Here is a 19,703-nt window from a genome sequence, read left to right as displayed (position 1 = left end):
ATGTCTGCGACACGCATACGCCCGTGGCGGCACCTGGCCGGCAGGCGGTGGTGGCGGGAGGACCGCGGGGCCACCGCGCTGGACATGTCGATGGTCGTCCCGCTCGCGTTCTTGATGGTGTTCACCCTGATTCAAGGGGGCATCTGGTTCCACGGCCGGTCGGTGGCGCAGCACGCTGCCCAGCAGGCCGTGGACGCGCAGCGGGCCTACGACGCCGCTCCAGGTGCGGGAGAGGCAGCTGCCGATGAGTTCCTGGCCCGGATGGGCAGCTCGCTGAACGGTGCGGCGGCACGGGTCAGCGACGATGGTGAGACGGTCAGCGTCTCGGTGGAAGGCACCGTGATCAACCTGATCCCGGGGTGGAGCGGGCACGTCCGCCAGAGCGTGAAGGCCCCCGTCGAGCGGTTCCGCCCATGAGGTGGCGACTGTGGCCCGGCCGACTGGAGCGGGACCGCGGCAGTGCCGCCCTGAGCCTCGCGATCTTCGTGCCGGTGGCACTGGTGCTGATCGGCTTCACGATCGCCTGCGGACGGGTGGCGCTGGCCGAGGGCGCCGCCGACGCGGCCGCGCGGGATGCCGCGCGTACGGCCTCGCTGGCGAGCGACCCGTCCTCCGGCGAGGCTGAAGCCCGCCAGGCCGCGCAGTCCAGTCTGGCCAACTCCGGCATCCACTGCGCCGGGATCAGCGTCGAGCTGGACACCAGTGGGCTGTCCGCGCCGGTGGGCCAGGCCGCGAGTGTGACGGCCACCGTCTCGTGCACGGCGCCGCTGAGCGAGCTCGCGCTGCCCGGCGTCGCCGGGTCCAAGACGCTCACCAGCACCAAGACCTCGGTCGTGGACACGTGGGCGACGCGGGGCGGCTCATGACCATGTGGTGTCGACTCCTCCGTATCCCTTCCGACTGCCGGGACCGGGGCGGCATGGAACTGTTCTACGCGGGCATCGTGCTGATCGCGTTCCTCATCGTCGGCCTGGTCATCGATGGGGGGCTGGCCCTGGGCCGGATGTCGGACGCCGACTACGTCGCGCAGGAGGCCGCGCGGGCCGGCGCCCAGCAGATCGACCCGGGCCAGGCCATCACCGGCGAGGCGATCGTGGTCGACCCGGACGCCGCCCAAGCCGCCGCCCGCGCCTTCCTCGACAGCGAGGGCGTCGACGGCGACGTCGCCATCGCCGAGGACGGGCAGAGCCTCACGGTGACCGTGCGCGACGCCTACCACCCCTACTTCGCGTCCCTGATCGGCGTCGGTGAGATGTCTGTGACGGGACACGGCACCGCCACACTGCTTCACCAGCCCGGAGGCTGACCCCATGCCCCACTCCCCCACGCCCGTACGCCGCCGGGACCGCTCCTGGCCACGGACGGTCGCACGCGGCCTGTTCGCGTTCGCCGCGCTGGCCGCGCTCGTCGCTGGCGTGCCCGCGCTGCTGCTCGCCGTCGGCACGCTGCCCGCGACGGTGCCGACGCTGGACAAGGCACGCGAGGTGCTGCTGAGTCCGGACGACGATGGCTCGGGGCTGCTGGCCACGATGACCGTGGCGGCGTGGATCGCGTGGCTGTGGCTGGTGGTCCCCGTCCTGATCGAGATCGTCGCCGTCCTGGCACGGCGTACGACGCCGCGGCTTCCGGGCATGGCGACCGGTCAGCGTCTGGCCGGTTTCCTGCTGGGCAGCATCGTGCTGGCCTCGCCAGCGGCCGCGGCCAGTGCCTCCGCCCCGGCGGTCGCCGCCACCGCAACTCACGTTCCGTCGACCGGTCAGGCGACGGGCGGCCCGGCGCCGACTGCTGCGGCGGAGAAGATGGCAACGGCCGGGAGCTCTCGTGAGTGCACCGTGGGGGCGGAGGACACGACCTGGTGGGAACTGGCCGAGCAGCTGCTGGGGGACGGCACTCGCTACACCGAACTGCAGCGTCTCAACCCTGAAGTGCCCACCACGGCCATGGTGGTGCCGCAGGGCACGACCCTTCGCATGCCCGGCCACGCCGACGTACGCAGTGAGGCGGCCGATACGAGCACCCGAACGCAGCTCGTATCCAGCACACACGACGCTCCCGACAGGGGCGAGGACGTGGTCACAGTGGAGGCCGGCGACTCCCTATCGGAGATCGCGGCTGCGGAGCTCCACGACGGCAGCAAGTGGCCGCAGCTGTTCGAGGCCAGCAAGGGAACGTCGCAGCCCGATGGCCTGCCGAGGATCACAGATCCGGATGTGATCTACCCGGGGCAGCAGGTCACGGTGCCCGGAACCGCATCCGACAAGGCCGAGCAGCCCCGCGAGGACGGGGAGGGCGGAGCTGGGAATGAGCGCTCCACTCCCCCGGCTCAGGACGACAACGAGCAGGAGCCGGGGGCCGGCGCGGGTGGTGGCGAGTCGGCGGCTCCTGGTGGTTCGGCTGCCTCGGGAGCGGAGACTCCTGCTCCCAGCGAGTCGAGCCGTCCGGCCGAGCAGCCGAGCCAGGGCCAGGGAGCCGCGCCGACTCGCCCGTCGACCGGCAGCAGCGTGTCGCCGGCCCCAGAATCGGGTGAGCCCACGGCACCGAGCACGCCCACGACTGCGGCCTCCGAGGCCCCGTCGTCCGAGGCGCCCGCGTCGCCTTCGGGTCAGGTGCTGCAACTGCGGATGGTGCTGGGCGCAGGTGCGCTGCTGGCGGCCGCCGTCACCGGTGCGCTCGCCACGCGCCGCATGCTGCAGCGCCGTCGTCGCAAGCCGGGTGAGACGATCGCGATCACGTCGGAAACCTCCGCTGCCGAGGCGCAGTTGGCGGCAGCCGCCGAGCCTGGAGGGTCGGACCGTCTGGATGTGGCCCTGCGGACGATGGCCCACCAGCTGGAGGAGGGAGCCGGATTGCCCGGGCTGCGGGCCGCTCGGATTGGTGCCCGCACGCTGGAGGTGCTGCCCGAGGACCTCACGCTGGAGCCGCTGCCACCGTTCGCGGCAGGACGTGCCGGTTGGTGGGTGCTTCCGGGAGACTCCGAGCTGCTCAACGATGAGGCCGCCCGTGAGGTGCCAGCACCCTATCCGGGGCTGGTGACCGTCGGCAGCACTGCGGACGGTCACCTCCTGCTGGTGAACTTGGCCCAGTTGCCCACGCTGCTCCTCGACGGCGACCCGACGCGCGTCGCCGAAGTCTGTACGTCGCTCGCGGTGGAGATCGGGATGAGCCCGTGGGGCGGCGTGGTCGAGGTCGTCGTCATCGGTTTCGGTGAGGACTTGCCCCGGCTCCTGCCGACCTCTCGGATCATGCATATGCGGGAGGCCTTGCACGCTCTGCGGGATCTCTCCGAGCGTCTGCTGGAGGTGCACCAGATGCCGGAGACCGACCAGCATCCCTACCTCCTGCTGTGTGCTGCCTCGCTCGGACCGGACACGGCATGGCAGTTCGCCGAGGTCATCGACAAGGCCCGGATTCCGGTCACGCTGATCGCACCGGCAAGCGTCGCCTCGCACTTCCCTGACGCCGAGCTCCTCAACGCTGACCTCGACGAACCGCAGCAACTGGACTACGCCGGCACTGAGATCACGGTTCAGCGCCTTGAGCGCGCGGCATTCCAGCAGATCGCCACGGCGCTCGCCGTCTCCGGGCAGCCTGCCATGCCAGCCGAGGGTCCGTGGGAGGACGTTCCGGAGGAGCCAGAGCCCGAGGTAAAGCCCTCGCCGGTCAGGGCGGCGGCCGATGGCCAGGGTCCCGGTGCTGGTACCTACGCCGCCGGAAGTGCCTCCATCACGCCGGTGACGGCGCATGGCAGCGACGGCGACGGCGGTGTGTTCCCTGCCCTGTTGGCGGCGTCCGCGGACCCTGCCTCGCTCCGCCTCCTGCCCGCCGCGCCGCCTCCCGGTCAGGACGAGCCCGCTGGGGACCAGGCGCTCGCCGAGGATCCGGTAGAGGACGAGGCGCCCCAGGAGCCGGGCGCTCAGCTCACCGAGACAGGGGACGGCCGAGGTGCAGAGGGGCCGGAGACCCACGACCTGCATGCCCCGGAGATACGTGTCCTGGGCCCGGTCGAAGTCGACGGTGTGGCCGCCTCAGGGCACGGCCCGCGGATCGCACAGCTTGCCGCGCTGCTCTTTTTCCGGCCCGGCCGCTCCGCCGATGCGCTGTGCTCCGACATGGACCCGCTCGCTCCATGGAGTTCGAACACCCTCAATGCCCGGCTGCGTGGCCTACGCAGCGCCCTGGGTAACGACCCGGCCGGCGACGCGTATGTTCCGCGGCGGCGTACCGGCGATGACCCCTACCGCCTCTCCCCCGCTGTGCGGTGCGACTGGACGAGGTTTCTCCAACTCGCCGAGCGCGCCCTGCCCCACGGACCCGCGGGTCTGAAAGATCTGGAGAAGGCCCTCGGGATGGTGCGGGGACGGCCGTTCGGTTCGAGGCCGCTGTCCTGGGCTGGGCCCTACCAACAGGAGATGATCACAAGGATCATTGACGTCGCCCACACGGTGGCCACACACCGCACACCGTCGGGCCCGCAACACGACCTCACTGCGGCACGGCAGGCCATCGCGACCGGCCTTGACGTCGATATCAGTGCCGAGCTTCTCTACAGGGACTGGATGCGCGTCGAGCATGCGGCCGGGAACCGCTCCGGCCTGCACACCGCGGTCACTCAGGTTCAGCAGGTCAATAGGTCCCTGGACTGCGATCTTGAGATGGAGACGGAACAGCTGATCAACGATCTTCTCCACGGGACCGGTCCGGGGCTGCACAAGGCTCAGTAGACGCAGGCGCGGTGTGCGCTACCCGGATGGCGGCAATGTCTCGGGCGACGTAGGCCAGCACTTCGCTCATGGCCGCTGCGTTCGACTCGGGCGGCGGCCGGGTCTGTCAGACCTCCCGCGTCTCCCTAACGGTCTGCGCAACCGCGTGCACGCGCGCGGCGAGTTCGTCGTCCAGCGCGCTGGTCGTCTCCCCGTGCTGGTCTCGGCCGGTGACGACGACGGGCCCGTGGAACGAGTACAAGGGCATGCCGCGCCAGGCGCTCGCCAGGGCCCAGGCGGTGAGGTTACTGTCGAGGCCGATCGTCTGCCCATTGCCGTGGACGTGCAGCAGGGCCTGCGGGTGGTATAGGCCCTGATCGACCACACGGGTCGCCCCGACGCGGTCGCGGATCCCGGAGTGTGCGTCGGGCTCCGGGAGATCGAGTTCGGAGACGGTGTCGACGGGGTCGATGAGCAGGGCTCGCATGGGTCCTCCCGGGTTTGAGGGTGGGGGTGTGGCCGGCAGTCTCACGACGGTGCTTGTGCGTGGTGGGGTGTGAGAGCCATCCAGCGCCGTTCGAAGTCCTTGACCTGTTCGGCGAGGTGGGCGGGGGTGATGGGCTTATTGTGCTGCGCAGTGACTCCCTGGGCTGCACACGCCTGGGCAATGTAGTCGAGCGACGGACTGTCGCTGCGTGCTCGTTGCTCGGCCCAGATGTTGTAGATCCGGAACGGTAGGAGGTAGCGGCGCAGGTTCGACGGGCTGACCGGCTTTCCCCCGCGTCCTCTCATGCCCTTCTTCTCCGCGAGGAAGACGGACAGTTGCTCGGCTTCCTGGGACGAGGACCGCAGTTCATCGCCGTGCTGCAACTGGAACTCCGACCAGGCCAGGTAGTACCGGTCGACGGTAGTGAGTTCAGCGGCCGCGACGGCCGGCTCTTCCTCTTCACCAGGCGGCGGGGTGTCGATGGGCGCATGCACGCGCGGGCCGCGCGGTTCCTTGGCAGGCTGCGCACCCACGCCGACGGCCGCCGCCTCAGGTTCCTCTTCACTCGGGATGGGCTCGTCGTCGGTGTGCTCGTCTGGGTCGTTGGCTTCCTGGCCGACGGCCGGGTCCGCTTCGTCGAACTCTCGCTGCAGGAAGGCATCGACGAAAGCCTTCAGGTCCTCACCTGTGACGCGGCGCCCGTCCGGACCGGTGATGTTGTCCCGCTCGTAGACGTACGCGGCAAGAGCAGTCGCGTCGGGGTAGGCACCGTGCTCCTGCGCGTACATGAGCCAGGAGCCGTAGAAGTACTGGTGCCAGGACACGTCATCGTCCGTCTGCGGCTCTTGGGCAGCGGGTTCGGACGACGAACCGTAGCGCTGGTTGAGGATCAGGAGCAGAGGCTGCAGCTGTTCGTCGGTGAGCAGGCCGCCAGCCGCCGTGGTGATGCCGTGTGCCTGGAGCCATTCCGCGAACTGGGTGGCGGTGGGCTCGGTCTGGAAGTTCGCGAGCCAGGCCTGGTAGGCCTCGGCGAATCCCTCAGCCGCATCCCCGGCCGTCGGTTCTGCCTCGGGTGACAGCTCCGGCTCAGCAGGCGGGGCCAGCGTCTCGGGTTGGACTGCCGCAACGCGCAGTTGGCCCGGCCTTTCTTCCGAGTCCACCGCCGCCTCGAGCGCGGGATCTTCCGACTGAACGGGAGCGGGCGCGCGTTCGACGGTGAACGTGAACTCGATCGGCAGCTCGTCGATGCCGGCGGCAGCAAGGCCTGCGGGCGCCGTCTCGGCGAGGGGGACGCCGTATCGGGCCAGGCGCAGCGGCATCAACGCCTCGACCGGGGCCTTGCGGCGCCAGCCCCGTCCGAACCGGGAGCGGAGGCTGGTCTGGTAGACCAGTCGCTCCTGTTCGAGCCGGATGACCTGCTCGTAGGAGCGCAGCTCCCACAGCTTCATCCGCCGCCACAACAGGAGGGTGGGAACCGGGGACAGAACCCAGCGGGTGAGACGGACGCCCTCCATGTGCTTGTCGGCGGTGATGTCCGCGATCCGGCCGATCGCGTGGCGCGCGGCCTCGACGGCGACCACGAACAGAACCGGTATCACCGCGTGCATTGCCACGCCGAGCGGATCCCCCCAGCTCGCTGCGCCGTTGAAGGCAATCGTGGCTGCCGTCAACAGCCATGCTGTCTGACGGAGCAGGGGGAAGGGGATTCGGATCCAGGTGAGCAGCAGGTCCAGGGCGAGGAGTACACAGATGCCCGCGTCGATCCCGATGGGGAAGACATAAGCGAAGTTTCCGAAGCCTTTTCTCACCGCCAATTCCCGGACGGCCGCGTACGACCCGGCGAACCCGATCCCGGCGATCACGACCGCTCCGAAGACCACCACACCGATCAAGATCCGGTGCACCCGGGTCAGCGTGGGTATGTCGCCCTTCCCCGCGCTCACGAACCACTCCCCTGTTCGAGTCTCACTAATGAGCAGCTCTCACACTCCCACGATGTGTGGCGGGTTGTAGCGTCTGTGAACAGTCTTTCGCTCTCGCGTACCGTGAGGAGGCCGGCGCACAGCGGCCTTCTGTCTGCGATGTCCTCAAGCATCCAAGCCCTACCCAGCCTCTGGCCAGCAGTGATAGTGGACTGGGCGGAGGTTGCTTGTGGCAGAGTTCCTCAGCCGAGGGGCACCCTCGCGAAAGATTCCCACTCGTACATCCGGTTGTCCCGATGGATCACTATCAGCTCCGCACTGGAGATCCGTGCCTGCGCTGGCGCAAGGTCGATGCCGTCCAGGAGATGGGCAACCGGCTCTGCGGGACCGGCCCCCGCGCTATAGGCCACGGAGACGTGCGGGGTGAAGCCTTCGGCCTTCTCAGGAATCTCGCCGAGAACTTCTCCTATGGCTTCCCGGATGGCATTTCGGATGTTCCGGACCGGACCGTCAGGATGAACACGCAGGAGCACTGCTTCCGGGTCCAGGACGTCCGGCCCGATTCGGAGATCGAACGCAGGAATGGCTGCCAGCCTTGTGGTGGCCACCTCCACGATGGTGTTGACGTCCTGTTCCGTGGTCTCGCCGACGAAGCCGATGCCTTGCATGGTGAGGTGTAGCCACCGGTCAGGCACGGGAGTGAGACCGGTCCCGAAAGGTGCGAGTGCGGAACGGTACTCGGCGGCGAGTCGGTGTACATCCGCTTGACCATCGAATGTGAGATGCCAGGTATAGAAGCGGCGCCCTATGCTCCAGCCGGGCCGCCACCACCAGTGGTTCCGCATACCCTCGGTTCGAGTCGTCATAGACGGATCCAATCAGGTGCGGCTGTTCCCTGGCGAGAGTGCAAGATGCCGAGGCGCGGAGTCCACACAGAACTCTTCGATGGCTTGCCGTAGCCCGACGGCCGCAGAACCACCCGCTGGAGATCTACAGAGGTCGGAACGCAGTTCGCCGAGCCGGTGAGTGACGGGTGCCAGGCGGTGGTCGGGTGGAAGCGCCAGAACCGGCTCAAGTGCTTCCAGGGCGCCCTCTGCCTCGCCGCTGGCGAGATGTGATGCAGCCTGGCTGATGTGGATCTGCGCTTCGGTGCCGTAGGCCCTCACCGGCTGAACGGTCAGGAGTGCAAGGGCATTGTCCGCAGAGCGCAAGGCATCAGCAGGCCGGTGGAGACGTAACTGCACAGCTGCCGCGTAGTTCTCCTGGCGAGCAGGCTGACAGGCGAAGATGCCTCCGATGGTGTCTTCGCCGCCCATGGCCGCGCGGGCGTCGTCAGCGCGGGCGAGTGAAGCCAAGGCCTCTTCTTGCGCACCCAGCTCGGACCAGGCGTCAGCCTCCTGGCAGGCAAGCAGTACTGCGACTGTGCCCGTAGTGGGGTAGGCCGCGCCATGCTGTGCGAACTTGATCGCCTCGCGAAGGCGTCCATCCCAGAACGCCACTTTGGAACGAGTCGACAGCACCCACGCACGCAGCTCGTTGTGCCCAGCCAACTCGGCGCACAGCCAAGCCGTCCGTCCTTGCGTCTCCGCGTCGCGTGGCTGGCCCAGGTCGGACGACATCCAAGCCAGGAGCCCACACAGGTAGCCGGCAGCGACGTACAGGTCCTTGGACTGCCGTGGGTACTGATGACCTTCCAGCAGCGAGAAAACGCGGTCGCGCAGTGCGCGCGTGCGACCGAACAGCGTGATCGGGTCGGAAGTGAGGTAATCCGATGCGAGTGCCCGTGTTTCGGCCAAGAGTTGTTCCAGCGCGATATCGCCGACGTTCGAAGCCTCGGCCCATTGAGCCCACGTTGCGGATTCGTCAGCCGCGAGTTGCACCAGATCAGTTCTAGTCGGCTCGGACGTACAGACGATGGGCGATGCGACCATCGGCAAGGGCGATGGTTCACCGGATGGTTGACGGTGTGCGAGTAGCCGAAGATCTGCTTCGGGCAATGCCTGCCTGTCGTCCAGGTCCAACAGGTCCTCAACGTGGCAGGTAAATGCATCGGCCATGGCGAACAGTACTGAGAGACTGGGGCGGCGCGAGGAAGGGCGCGGCCATTTCTCCCATTTACCGACAAGAGATGCATCTGCGGCGACGGACTCGCCGGGGCGTCTGGTGCTGGCCTGAGTGATTCGGTCCGCTGCCTCTTGAAGTGTCCAGCCATGTGCCTGTCGCCACGCTTCCCGGGGCCGCATCCGGAAACGCGTGCGCATCTCGATAACGATGTCCGTGAAGGTGCACCCCGTCGCGATCATGTCCTGCCGGAGGGCATCCCGGGCAGCCTTGGAGCCAGGTTTAGAAGTGGCGTTCATCGGCATGCTCCCAGTCCCGTGTCGTGGTCTCACCGTAACCGCCGCGACACCCCATCTGACGGGCTGTGATCCGGGCGCGGGGAGATTCGCAGCCCAACAACCGCCCAGAAAAAGGAGAAGAGACTGGTCAGCACTGCGGTCTGTGTCCAGAAAAGTTGGTCACGAGCGCCCGTGACGCGAACGGGTCGACTTGGAACGGTAGGGGGACACCGCAACCCCCACCGCCGAGGACGCAGATGGCAACGAGACAGACTCAGGAAGCCCAGTTCAGCGCTGCAGCGTTGACGCGTCCAGCGGCCATGGTTCTCACATCCCCGGGGGGTCACTCGTGAATCCACCTGTGATCGTTGCCCGGACAGATCCTGAAGTGCCCCCACGTTGTCGGGTGTACGCCGAGACGGTCTTGTCCTTCGCCCGTTCCGGTGGTTCGGGGGCTGGTGTCATCGCGGTGGCGGACAGGCTGGTGCCGTCGCAGGTGCGTCAGACTGTCCGGGTCATGTTGGCGTGCTGGGGTCTGCCCGGTCTTGTCGACTCTGCGCAGTTGCTGGCGACCGAGCTGGTCACGAACGCGTTCGAGCACGGGCGTGGCAGTGTCGAGGTGCGCCTGTATCTCACGGCTACCCATCTGGTGATCGAAGTGCGGGACGGCTCGCACGTGTTTCCCGTGCTGGGCGATGCTGCTGTCGAGGCCGTGGATGGTCGCGGTCTCTTTCTCGTGGCGTCGATCGCGGACCGGTGGGGTGTCAGCGCGGACGGGACGACGACGTGGTGCTCCCTGCCCTTCCTGAACAGGGACGGTGGTGTGGAGCCGGAGGGGGTCATCGCGATCCCTGCTCTCGTGCACGACGAGTCTGTGTGGACGAGGCACGCTCAGTTCCGGGTGAACGAACACGCGGCCGGCAATGCCCGCAACTACACCCGGATGTACCTCGGTCAGCAGCCGGCCCCTGTGAACATCGAGGCTGCGGCGGCGATCGTGCACGTGCTGGTGTCGAATGCCGTTGCCTACTCGGAGGGCCCTGGGTATTCGGTGGTTGCCGTGCACTGGGCGGTTCTCCCGGCCGGTGCGCTCGTCATCCAGGTGCAGGACGAGCGTCGTGACTTTCCCGGGTTCGACGAGGCGGTGAACTGCGAGCCGGCTGAAGGCGAGCGGCCCCGTGGCCTGTGGACCGCGCGCCGACTGGGGGCTGAGATCACTTACGCCCCCGTGGAGGGCGGCAAGGTCGTCCAGGCCTTGATCAGACCGCCGGTGACAGCTTCCGCCTGACGTCCCGTCGCACCACGTCCCCCTTGTGCGGCCACCGGGTCGCAGCCGCTCGCCACCTCCCCAGTGTCTGAGTCCGGCTGCCACCCGGTGGTCTCCCCTCCCTCCCCATCGAGGCCTCATGCAGTCCACCCACATCTCGCTCTCGGATCACGAGAGCCTCTCCTGGCCCGCCGTTTCACGTTCTGCTGGAGGGCGCGGCGATGTCGTCCGGTGACACGGGCCTGAACGATCACCCGGCGGGCTGGGACGACGCGCTCCGGCGCGCTCTTGAGGACTTGCACGTCGGTCGGTGGCTCTCCACCCGGGAGCTGCTGCTGAAGACGGGGCGGGACTGGGAGTTGCGTACGGCGCGGAGTCAGGTGCTGGCGACGGTCGCGGTGCGCAGTGGCGCGGTCGGGGCGTGGCGGGAGGAGGAGCCGGGCAGCGCGGACGCGCTGGTGATGGCGGCGAGGGTGATGACCCAGCGGGCGTTGCTCAGTGCCCGGGCGGGGGTGGGTCTGCGGCAGCAGGCCCGGGTCTGTGATCTGGCGCGGGAGGCGTGCCGGCGGGCCATGCCGGGCGCGGACCCTTACGACCCGGTCCCGCAGGTGTGTCTGCTGGCCCTCGCGCAGATGCCCTGTGAGTGGCAGGTACCTGATCGGTACCGTCCGGAGCTGTTCGGTGAGCCGCCGGAGTCGTCGATGCTGCCGCGGGGGCCGTGGCCGCAGCTGGGGGAAGTCCTGTGCCGTGATCCGGACAACCGTGAGGCGCTGCAGCGGATGCTGCAGTACTTCCATGCCCGCGGTGCGGGCGGGTTCTCGTTCGCCCAGTGGGAGGCCTCCCGGGCCAAGGCGGGTTCGGTGCGGCTGATGCTGCCGCTGTACGCCCTCACCCATTCCTACCGGCGCCAGCTCGCCGACGGTGCTGTGGTGTCGAGGTTCGGGTTCTGGGCGAGGGGCCCTGTGCGGTATCACGCCGAGCGGGCGCTGCGGGAGTGGTTCGACGTGGTGCAGTCGGCGGAGTGTTCGCTGCTCGACCTCAATCACCTGGCGTATGTGCTGTCGGCGAGCGGGGAGCAGGGGGCCGGGCGGGTCTTCGAGGCGATCGGCCCGTACGCGACGGCCGCGCCGTGGAAGCAGCTGCAGGAGGAAAGCTCCCGGCGCGACACCTGGCAGGACGACTTCCTGCGGGCCCGCGCCTACGCATGGAAGCAGAAGGGCCGGGCCCGGTGAGCCACAGCCGCGCACCACCCGCCCGGGACGGCTCCTTCGCGGGTCGGCTTTCCCTTCATCCCTTAACTCCCTTTTTCGATCAGAGGATTTCTTTCGGTGTCTTCGAGACGAGCGTCCAAGCGGCAGCGGCTGGACGACGACGCCTTCCTGCGCCAGCTCGGCTACAGCAACGAGCTGTCGCGGCGTATGAGTCCGTTCGGGAATGTCGCGATCTCCGCGGCGGTGATCTGTGTGCTGGCCGGCTGTATGTCGCTGTTCGGCTACGGGCTGGGCCACGGCGGTCCTGCGGTGATGGTGTGGGGCTGGGTGATCATCGGGTTCTTCACGCTGCTGCTGGGCCTGTCCCTGGCCGACGTCACCAGCCGCTACCCCACCTCCGGCGGCCTGTACTTCATGGCCCACCACCTGGGCGGACCACGCTGGGCCTTCGGTGTGGGCTGGCTCAACCTGCTGGGGCTGTGGGGCGCGATCGCCGGGATCGACTACGGGGCTGCGACGTTCATCGGCGCGTTCGCCAACCTCCAGTGGGGCATCGAGCCGACCCCTGGCACGACCATGACTGTTTTCGGGTGCATCCTGCTGGTGCACGGTCTGCTCAACCTGGGCGGGATCCGGCTGGTGGACCTGCTCAACCGAATTTCCGTGTGGTGGCAGCTGGGCGGGGTCACGGTCATCGTGGGCGCGCTCGCGCTCGCTCCGGCCGAACACCGGCCGGCCGCGTTCGTGTTCACCCAGTTCCACAACGACACCGGTTTCACCAGCGGTCTGTATGTGTGCCTGATCGGCGGCCTCCTGGCGGGCTACACCTTCTGCGGCTACGACGCCAGCACCCACCTGTCGGAGGAGACCCGGCAGGCGCAGATATCCGCGCCGCGCGGCATCGTCCACGCGATCCTGTTCTCCTGGGCCGCGGGGTTCGTGCTGCTGGCCGGCCTGCTGTGGTCAGTCCAGGATTACGAGGCCACCCAGAACTCGACCACCGGGGTGCCACCGGCTCAGATCTTCCTCGATGTCCTCGGCGCCGGCGGGGCGAAGGCCCTGCTGCTGGTGGTGATCGTGGCCATGCTGTTCTGCGGCAACGCCGAGACCGCCGCGGCGTCCCGGATGATCTACGCGTTCTCCCGGGACAAGGCGCTGCCGGGCTCGGGATTGTGGAAGCGGGTCAGCAGCCGTACCCGTACCCCAGTGCCCGCAGTGTGGCTGGCGGTCGGCGTGCCGTTCGTGCTGGCGCTGCCCGCGTTGTGGTCTCCGGCCGCCTACGGGGCGATCACCGCGATCAACGCGGTCGGGATGATCCCCGCCTACGGCATCCCCGTCTACCTCTCCCTGCGCGCGGGCGACCGGGTCAGGCCCGGGGCGTGGTCGCTGGGCCGCTGGCGCAAGCCGGTCGGCTGGATTGCCGTCGTCTACGCGGCCGTCATCACCGTCGTCCTGTGCCTGCCGCAGAGCGCGCCGGTCACCGTGCAGTCGTTCAACTACGCCGGTATCACCCTGCTGGTGGGGCTGCTGATCGCGTGGCTGCTGTGGGTCACCCGGGGCCGGCGCACCTACAACGTGCCCCCGCTGGGCAGCGCCGCCCAGCAGGCCGCCATCGCCGAGGAGGTGCTCTGATGACCAGCCAGAACCCTCCCCAATCCACCCTCCCCGAGTCCAGCCCTCCCGAGGCCAGCCTTCCGGAGCACGATGGACTGGTGCGGGTCGTCGACGCCTTACGGGAGGCGGTCGGCCGGGGTGAGGTCACCACGGTGCTGGTGGCGGTCCCGGACATGGCGGGTCGGCTGAAGGGGAAACGGTTCGACGCCCGGTTCTTCCTGGAGCGGCTGGTGTCCGGGGTGGAGATGTGCGCCTACATCCTGGCCACCGACACCGGCATGGACCCGGTGGACGGCTTCGACCTCACCGGCTGGGAGAGCGGCTACGGCGACCTGCGTATGCGGCCCGACCTGCACACGCTCCGGCGCCTGCCGCACGAGCCGGGCACCGTCCTTGTCCACGGCGACCCCGTCCACTCCGATGGTGCGTTCGTGGACGTCGCGCCGCGCCAGATGCTGCGCGCCCAGCTCGCCCGCCTGAAGGCTCTCGGGGTGGACGTGAAAACGGGTCTGGAGAGCGAGTTCCTCCTCTACGAGGACGACCCGCAGCAGCTGCTCCGCAACGGCTTCGGGGGCCTACGGCCGCTCTCGCCCCACAACCTGGACTACGCCCTGGACCACCCGCCGGCCCTCACCGACTTCCTCCGGCACCTGGAGGAAATCCTGCGGGACGCGGGAACACCGGCGGAATCGGTGAAGACCGAGGGCGCGCCAGGGCAGATCGAGATCGCCTTCCGCTACGGGGAGGCGATGGCGGCCTGCGACGCCTACACCGTCTACCGGCACGCGACCCGGGTCCTCGCGGCGCGGCGGGGGCTGACGGCGACGTGGATGGCCGCCCCGCACACCGGGGTCGGCAGCGGACTGCACCTGCACATCTCCCTGTGGGAAGGCAAGCACAGTCTCTTCGCTCCCGGGTCCGGGCAGGACCAGCCCGACCATCTGACGCGGGCGCTGTCCGGTCTGGTCGACGGGATGCCGGACCTGATGCCGCTGTGCGCGCCGTACCCGAACTCCTACAAGCGGTTCGCGCCGCACTCGTTCGCGCCCACCCGCTTCGGCTGGGGCAGCGACAACCGTACGGCCGCTTTCCGGATCACCGGCCACGGCACCGGCCGGCACGTGGAGGTTCGGCTGCCGGGCGCCGACGCCAACCCCTACCTCGCCCTGGCCGCCGTGTGCGCGGCGACCCACCACGGCCTCAGCACCCACCCCGACCTGCCCGACCCGTGCACGGGCGACGGCTACGAGGACACCGCCGCACGGCCTGTGCCGCGTGATCTCGTCGACGCCCTGATGAGCTTCGACAGCAGCACCTTCGCCGAACACGCTCTCGGCAAGCATGTGGTGCGCCACTACGCCCGTGCCGCCCACCACGAGATCGACCACCACCTGCGGCACGTCACCGACATCGAGCGCCTGCGGGGGTTCGACCGTGTCTGACACCATCGCGTCTTCCCTCACGGTCAAGACCACGGCAGACAACGACCCGAGTGTCAGGTACGCCGACATTCTGCGCGGCGAGATCAGCAGCGGGGTGTGGGGCCCCGACCAGATTCTCCAGCGCAAGGACCTGGCACATCGCTTCGACGTGCCGCTGAAGGTCATCAGCCGGGCCATGCAGCGGCTGACCGACGAGGGCCTGGTGGAGACCCGTATCCGTCTCGGGACGCGGCCCAGGATTGCGGGGCGGAGCTGGAATCCGCCTCAGGGAACCCTCGTGCAGCACATCATGCGCACTCTGCGGGCCCGTATCGCGGACGGCACCTACCGCGTCGGCCGGCGACTGCCCACCCAGGACCGGCTGGCCGCGGAGTTCGGCGTCTCAGGCTCCGTGATCAGCTCGGCCCTGCAGCCCTTGAAGGCCGAAGGCCTGGTCAGCACCGACGTCAACGGCCGCCGACGCGGCGCTGTCGTCGCCCGCACCCCCCGAACCGAGCAGACAGCACCAGGCCCGGTCCTCGCACCCAACACCACCCGCCCCGGCATGTCGGAGATACCCGCGTGAGCACCATCGAAGTACTGGACGAGACCGGTCGTGCACCCCGGCTCGCCGACGAGATCAGCACGATCCTGCACACCGCCCTTCCCACCGTTAAGGCCATCACGCGGATGAACCCGCCGGAGGTGATCCGCATCCGGCTGGTGTCCCCTCGGGTCTGGCGCACCGAGACGAGCGCCTACATCGAGCGCAAGGTGAGCGGGAGTTTCGCCCGGTCGGTGCCCAGCGAGCCGGAGAAGGCCGAAGCACGGCAGCTTCAGCACATGTACCGGGCGTCGATGGCGGTCTCCTGGATCATGTGCAACGCCCGCACGGTGACCGACCCGGCGGGCGAGCCGCAGACCCTGATCGCGCCCCGCGCACTGCACCACACCGGACTGCGCCACCACCCCGGCGCGCTCTACCGGATGGTCGTGCACGAGAGCGTCCACCAGGTGCAGATGGCCACCAGCCGCGGCACGGTCGTACCGATCCCGTTCCTGCCCCGGGATCTCGACACCCCCGAACGGGCCGTGGTGCAGCTGATGGAGGGCCACGCCGAGTGGGCCGCCCAGCAGACCGCACACCGGCTGCGTGACCAGGCCCCCACCGCGGACGGCCCGCTGCGCCGGTCCTTCCGCTACCGCCGACAGGACGCCCTCATCCGCCGGCTCGCTCGCTGGGCGGTCGACGGCGCCCAAAGCTTGGCCGAGACCGAGACCGAGACACCGGCACCGGCACCGGCACCGGCACCGGCCCTGGTGGTCGGGAACGGCGGGTTGGAGGACATCGGCCAGGCACTGCACCGCGACGGCATCCGCTTCGTGGAAGCAGCCGTCGAAGCCCTCGGCGTGGACACCTTCAACAGGATCTGGCACACCCCCGACCTCGTCCCGCTGGCCGGGGAACTCACCGCTCCCGAGAGGTGGTTCAGCCGTGCCCAGGCCTAAGGACACCATCAAAGAGGCCGTCCTGGCACGCATCGCGGCGGGCGAGTACCGCATCGGGCAACCGCTGCCCACCGGCAGCGAACTGGCCGACGAGTTCCAGGTGACCACACAAACGGTCCGCAACGCCCTCAGACCCCTCCTGCGTCAGGGAACGCTGTATTCCCGGGGCCGCGGGGGAACCTTCGTCGCCCGCCACAACGCACCAGTTCCGGCCAGGGCCGTCGAAGCCGCACCGGCCATCACGGCGACACTCAGGGCCCGGCTGGCGGACGGCACCTACCCCGCAGGCGCACAACTGCCCGTCAAGGAGACGCAGGCCGCCGAGTTCGGCGTGTGCATCCGCACCCTCGACCTCGCCCGCAAGCCGCTCCTCGACGAAGGACTCCTCATCACGGTGACCGGCAGCGGCACCTTCGCCGCCGGCCCCGGGGCACCACACCCCACGCCGAACCGCACCCCCGGCCCAGAGCACGGCCCAGTAACCCGCGCGACCATCCCCGGCCGCACCAGCTCCTGGCGGCACGTCCAGGACACCGTCCTCGCACGGATCGACGACCACACCTACCCTCCAGGCACCCGGATCACCGCCGGCTCCCTCGCACCACAGTTCGCCGGTGTCGCCTCCCGCACGATCCATCACGCCCTCGCCTCCCTCGTGACCCAGGGACGGCTCCGTTCACGGCGCGGGAACGAAGGGGGCTACGTCGTCACGGAATCAGGACCCGCACCCCCTGCACGGATTCCCCGTCAGCCTTCGCCACCAGTGTCGGGCACGGCCGCAGCCCAGCCCGGACACAAGTTCGCCACCGCGTGACGCCCCGACCCCCGTGCACGGCAGCCCCTCACACTCCACTGCCGTGCACGGGCCCCCGGGCCCCGTCGCCGAGCACACCGCCTCCCCCAGCCCGGCGACGGGGCACAGCAAGAACCCCTTCGTTCCCCGGGACCGGACGGCGGCCCGGGGGACGAAGGCCCACCGAAACCCAGCAGACCGACCACCCCCATCCTTCTCGAACAGGGACATCAGTGACCGAGACCCGCTTCACCGTGCTCGACGAAACCCGACGCCATCCCGCCCTGGCCGTGCAGATCGACGGGATACTCCACCGGGTCGCACCCATGGTGAAGGAGACCACCGGCCTCCCCCTCCCGCACAAGGCCCGCTTCCGCCTGCTGAAGCCCACCGCGTGGCGGGAGGAGATCCGCAACAACCAGCACCGCACCCTGGCCCGCGACATCGCCGACCTGGACCTGACCACCCAGGAGATCGACGCCGTCCGCGGCGGGCTCAAGATCACGGGAGTCATCCCCGTCCTGACCTGGCCCCTGGTTCTCGCCAGCACCTTCCAGGCCGCCGACGGCCGACACGAGACGATCATCACCCCCCGGGCCCTCCACCACGGCGGACCACTGGCCGACGAACCGGCCCTCCACCAGGTCATCGCCCACGAACTCGTCCACCACCTGCAGGCCGACGCGCAGCGTCCCGACCGTCCTCGAAGGACACGCCGCCTGGGCCGACCACCACGTCACCACCCGCCTCTTCGGCACACCCGCCGACCACCGGCAATCCCCGAAATCCTGGCGCTACCGCCTCCACAACACGATACCCGGCATCCGCCGCCTCGGCGGACCCAGCCGCGCAGCCTACGAACAAGGAACCCTGCTCATCACCCACGCCGTCGCCACAGGCGGAACCGACCTGGTCAACAGGGTCTGGAAGGACACAGTCTTCCTGCCCACCGACGACGAGAGCGCCGATCCCGAGGCCTGGGTCCACCGCCTCGAACGGGGATACGCCGGCACCTGATCCCCGCTCCTGGCCCCGGCGACGAGCACATGCCGCTCCGGCTCGACCAAGCCCTCGTCACGGGACCCCGCATCAAGGTCGTGGTCTACCGCACCCACAACCTTCGTGTGTTACTGCGGCACCGTGAACGAGAGGCCACCCCTGTGTCAGCACCACCTTGGCGTACCTGCGGCACACGCATCGCCGTCACTGCAGAATTAAGCGCCCATTCGCTTGCCACCCGGCCTGAAGTTCCAGGGATGCCGCGCGGCTCCGTCAGTTGCGAGTTGGCGGAGCACGGCCCCGAGCAACACGCGGGCCTCATCCGTCCTCTCGCTCGCCCAGACGGCGGGGCGGTGTGGGCCACCTGGACCACCACGGACGAGGTTCTCTGCCTCGCCTTGTACGACTGCAGCAGACTCGGCGAGGGTCAATGGCAACCGTGCTCCCTGTTCAGCGCGCATCCGGGACCCTGCTCGTATCACCGTGACGGCGCCCTGATGGAGAACCCTGCCCGGGCCATGCGCATCAACGCCGCGCTGGCTGTCCTGGCCGCGGTCGACCAGCACTCAATGGCTGCCGTCCAGTCTGCTGCCCACGATGCCACCCTCCTTACCTGGGACGAACTGCGCGCTCGCCAGATCTGGAAAGGCCTGGCGGCGTGCGATCGCGCCGCGATGTACGGGCTCCTGGCCCGCGCCAACTCAGTACGTGCGACCGCATCCGTCGCACGTACTGCGAGTGAACTCACGGATGGCGTTGTAGAGATGACACGGTTGTGGGATCCCTCCTCGCCACGGCGGCTCCGCCACGGCGACGCCGCCGCAGTCCTCCTGGACGCACTCGATCGCCTTCCGCCGGAATGGCGGGTATTGGTCCTGGGCGGACAGCGTGGACACCGCTACCTGCACCGGATGCCGCTCGACGAAGCCGTGGAGCGGGCCACCCGCCACGTTTCCCAGGGCCTGCCCGTACCACCCGCCGGAGACGACTGGAAGGCCAAGGCGGACAGGGAAGGAGATGAAAGGAGCGGGGCAGTCGTCAGCGAGCGGCTCGCGAGGCTGCCGTACGGCTGGCAGATCGATGGGGTGCGCCGCATCGCACTCGGCGCTGACGCACTCGACACGGTCAGCGCCGCGGTGATGTGCATCAACGTGATCCGCGTCTACGGGATTGACGGCGCTTCGTGCGGCACCGGGCCAGCCAACGTGCATCTGGCCGCCGTTCGAGCCGACCCGCAGCAGGCCTGAACGAGATGGGCGCCAAGGACGATCCTGTGGATCAGCGGGGCATGCGGGGTGGGGAAGGCGAAGACGCTCTGGCCGCGCACGATGGGCTGGTGTTGCGGCTTCAGCAACGCGAGGAACACCCCTTGAGATGTCCCTCGCTCCCTCACCAGTTGGGGCAGGCCGCGCCCCCGCCGCGCGCACAACCCGGACCCTTG

At 69.0% G+C, this 19,703-nt stretch carries 18 protein-coding genes; 13 read left to right on the top strand and 5 right to left on the bottom strand.

Annotated elements, in window-relative coordinates:
• The 4 genes from J8M51_RS33930 to J8M51_RS33915 are packed head-to-tail and all read left to right on the top strand — an operon-like array spanning nt 1 to nt 4,721.
• Nucleotides 1-417, top strand: coding sequence for a TadE family protein (locus tag J8M51_RS33930; protein ID WP_086757250.1), 417 nt, complete (start codon nt 1-3; stop codon nt 415-417).
• Nucleotides 414-866, top strand: coding sequence for a TadE/TadG family type IV pilus assembly protein (locus tag J8M51_RS33925; protein WP_086757252.1), 453 nt, complete (start codon nt 414-416; stop codon nt 864-866). Before J8M51_RS33930 ends, J8M51_RS33925 begins: the two co-directional genes overlap by 4 nt.
• 53 nt (nt 867-919) lie before the next feature.
• On the top strand, nt 920-1,306 hold the full coding sequence (locus J8M51_RS33920) for a pilus assembly protein TadG-related protein (protein WP_256965094.1): 387 nt from the start codon (nt 920-922) through the stop codon (nt 1,304-1,306).
• 4 nt (nt 1,307-1,310) lie between these two features.
• Entirely contained in the window at nt 1,311-4,721 is a 3,411-nt protein-coding gene (locus J8M51_RS33915) for a LysM peptidoglycan-binding domain-containing protein (protein ID WP_086757254.1), read from the top strand.
• A 106-nt stretch (nt 4,722-4,827) separates the two neighbouring features.
• Here the strand turns inward: J8M51_RS33915 and J8M51_RS33910 are convergent, their stop codons facing one another.
• The 4 genes from J8M51_RS33910 to J8M51_RS33895 all read right to left on the bottom strand — a co-directional run bounded on the left by J8M51_RS33910 (nt 4,828) and on the right by J8M51_RS33895 (nt 9,469).
• Nucleotides 4,828-5,187, bottom strand: coding sequence for a hypothetical protein (locus tag J8M51_RS33910; protein WP_086757256.1), 360 nt, complete (start codon nt 5,185-5,187; stop codon nt 4,828-4,830).
• 41 nt (nt 5,188-5,228) lie between these two features.
• The gene (locus J8M51_RS46485; RefSeq protein WP_256965097.1) at nt 5,229-7,130 is read right to left on the bottom strand and encodes a DUF2637 domain-containing protein; all 1,902 of its coding nucleotides are present in this window, start codon (nt 7,128-7,130) and stop codon (nt 5,229-5,231) included.
• Nucleotides 7,131-7,351: 221 nt separating this feature from the next.
• On the bottom strand, nt 7,352-7,954 hold the full coding sequence (locus tag J8M51_RS33900; RefSeq protein ID WP_179203179.1) for a 2'-5' RNA ligase family protein: 603 nt from the start codon (nt 7,952-7,954) through the stop codon (nt 7,352-7,354).
• Nucleotides 7,955-7,987: 33 nt separating this feature from the next.
• Complete coding sequence (locus J8M51_RS33895) at nt 7,988-9,469, bottom strand: helix-turn-helix domain-containing protein (protein WP_267299685.1); 1,482 nt, start codon at nt 9,467-9,469, stop codon at nt 7,988-7,990.
• Between the two features lie 385 nt (nt 9,470-9,854).
• Here J8M51_RS33895 and J8M51_RS33890 point away from each other — a divergent pair, with 385 nt between their 5' ends.
• From J8M51_RS33890 to J8M51_RS33860, 7 genes are all read left to right on the top strand, one after another.
• Nucleotides 9,855-10,736 (top strand): ATP-binding protein, encoded by an 882-nt coding sequence (locus J8M51_RS33890; RefSeq protein WP_256965101.1) that lies wholly within the window; start codon nt 9,855-9,857, stop codon nt 10,734-10,736.
• Between the two features lie 200 nt (nt 10,737-10,936).
• Nucleotides 10,937-11,947, top strand: a complete 1,011-nt coding sequence (locus J8M51_RS33885) for a hypothetical protein (protein WP_086757262.1) — start codon at nt 10,937-10,939, stop codon at nt 11,945-11,947.
• Between the two features lie 96 nt (nt 11,948-12,043).
• Nucleotides 12,044-13,558 (top strand): amino acid permease, encoded by a 1,515-nt coding sequence (locus J8M51_RS33880; RefSeq protein WP_256965103.1) that lies wholly within the window; start codon nt 12,044-12,046, stop codon nt 13,556-13,558.
• Nucleotides 13,558-14,982: a glutamine synthetase family protein gene (locus tag J8M51_RS33875; RefSeq protein WP_086757264.1), complete on the top strand. Its 1,425-nt coding sequence runs from the start codon at nt 13,558-13,560 to the stop codon at nt 14,980-14,982. Before J8M51_RS33880 ends, J8M51_RS33875 begins: the two co-directional genes overlap by 1 nt.
• Nucleotides 14,975-15,547 (top strand): GntR family transcriptional regulator, encoded by a 573-nt coding sequence (locus tag J8M51_RS33870; RefSeq protein ID WP_179203177.1) that lies wholly within the window; start codon nt 14,975-14,977, stop codon nt 15,545-15,547. Before J8M51_RS33875 ends, J8M51_RS33870 begins: the two co-directional genes overlap by 8 nt.
• A complete protein-coding gene (locus J8M51_RS33865; protein WP_086757268.1) occupies nt 15,544-16,470 on the top strand; it encodes a zinc-dependent metalloprotease in 927 nt (308 codons plus the stop codon). Before J8M51_RS33870 ends, J8M51_RS33865 begins: the two co-directional genes overlap by 4 nt.
• The gene (locus J8M51_RS33860; RefSeq protein ID WP_086757270.1) at nt 16,457-17,284 is read left to right on the top strand and encodes a GntR family transcriptional regulator; all 828 of its coding nucleotides are present in this window, start codon (nt 16,457-16,459) and stop codon (nt 17,282-17,284) included. Before J8M51_RS33865 ends, J8M51_RS33860 begins: the two co-directional genes overlap by 14 nt.
• A gap of 209 nt (nt 17,285-17,493) precedes the next feature.
• Here J8M51_RS33860 and J8M51_RS33855 read toward each other — a convergent pair whose 3' ends face one another.
• Nucleotides 17,494-18,003 (bottom strand): hypothetical protein, encoded by a 510-nt coding sequence (locus tag J8M51_RS33855; RefSeq protein WP_267299684.1) that lies wholly within the window; start codon nt 18,001-18,003, stop codon nt 17,494-17,496.
• Between the two features lie 73 nt (nt 18,004-18,076).
• On the opposite strand from J8M51_RS33855, the gene J8M51_RS46355 reads away from it, so the two are divergent.
• Nucleotides 18,077-18,280 (top strand): zinc-dependent metalloprotease, encoded by a 204-nt coding sequence (locus J8M51_RS46355; protein ID WP_107473747.1) that lies wholly within the window; start codon nt 18,077-18,079, stop codon nt 18,278-18,280.
• 500 nt (nt 18,281-18,780) lie between these two features.
• Entirely contained in the window at nt 18,781-19,509 is a 729-nt protein-coding gene (locus J8M51_RS33850; protein ID WP_267299683.1) for a hypothetical protein, read from the top strand.
• Nucleotides 19,510-19,703: the final 194 nt, after the last annotated feature.

The organism is Streptomyces griseiscabiei (assembly GCF_020010925.1).
In the GTDB taxonomy this organism is placed as follows: Bacteria; Actinomycetota; Actinomycetes; order Streptomycetales; family Streptomycetaceae; genus Streptomyces; species Streptomyces griseiscabiei.
Note: the sequence above shows the minus strand (reverse complement) of the source record. Positions and strands in the feature narration are given on the sequence as shown.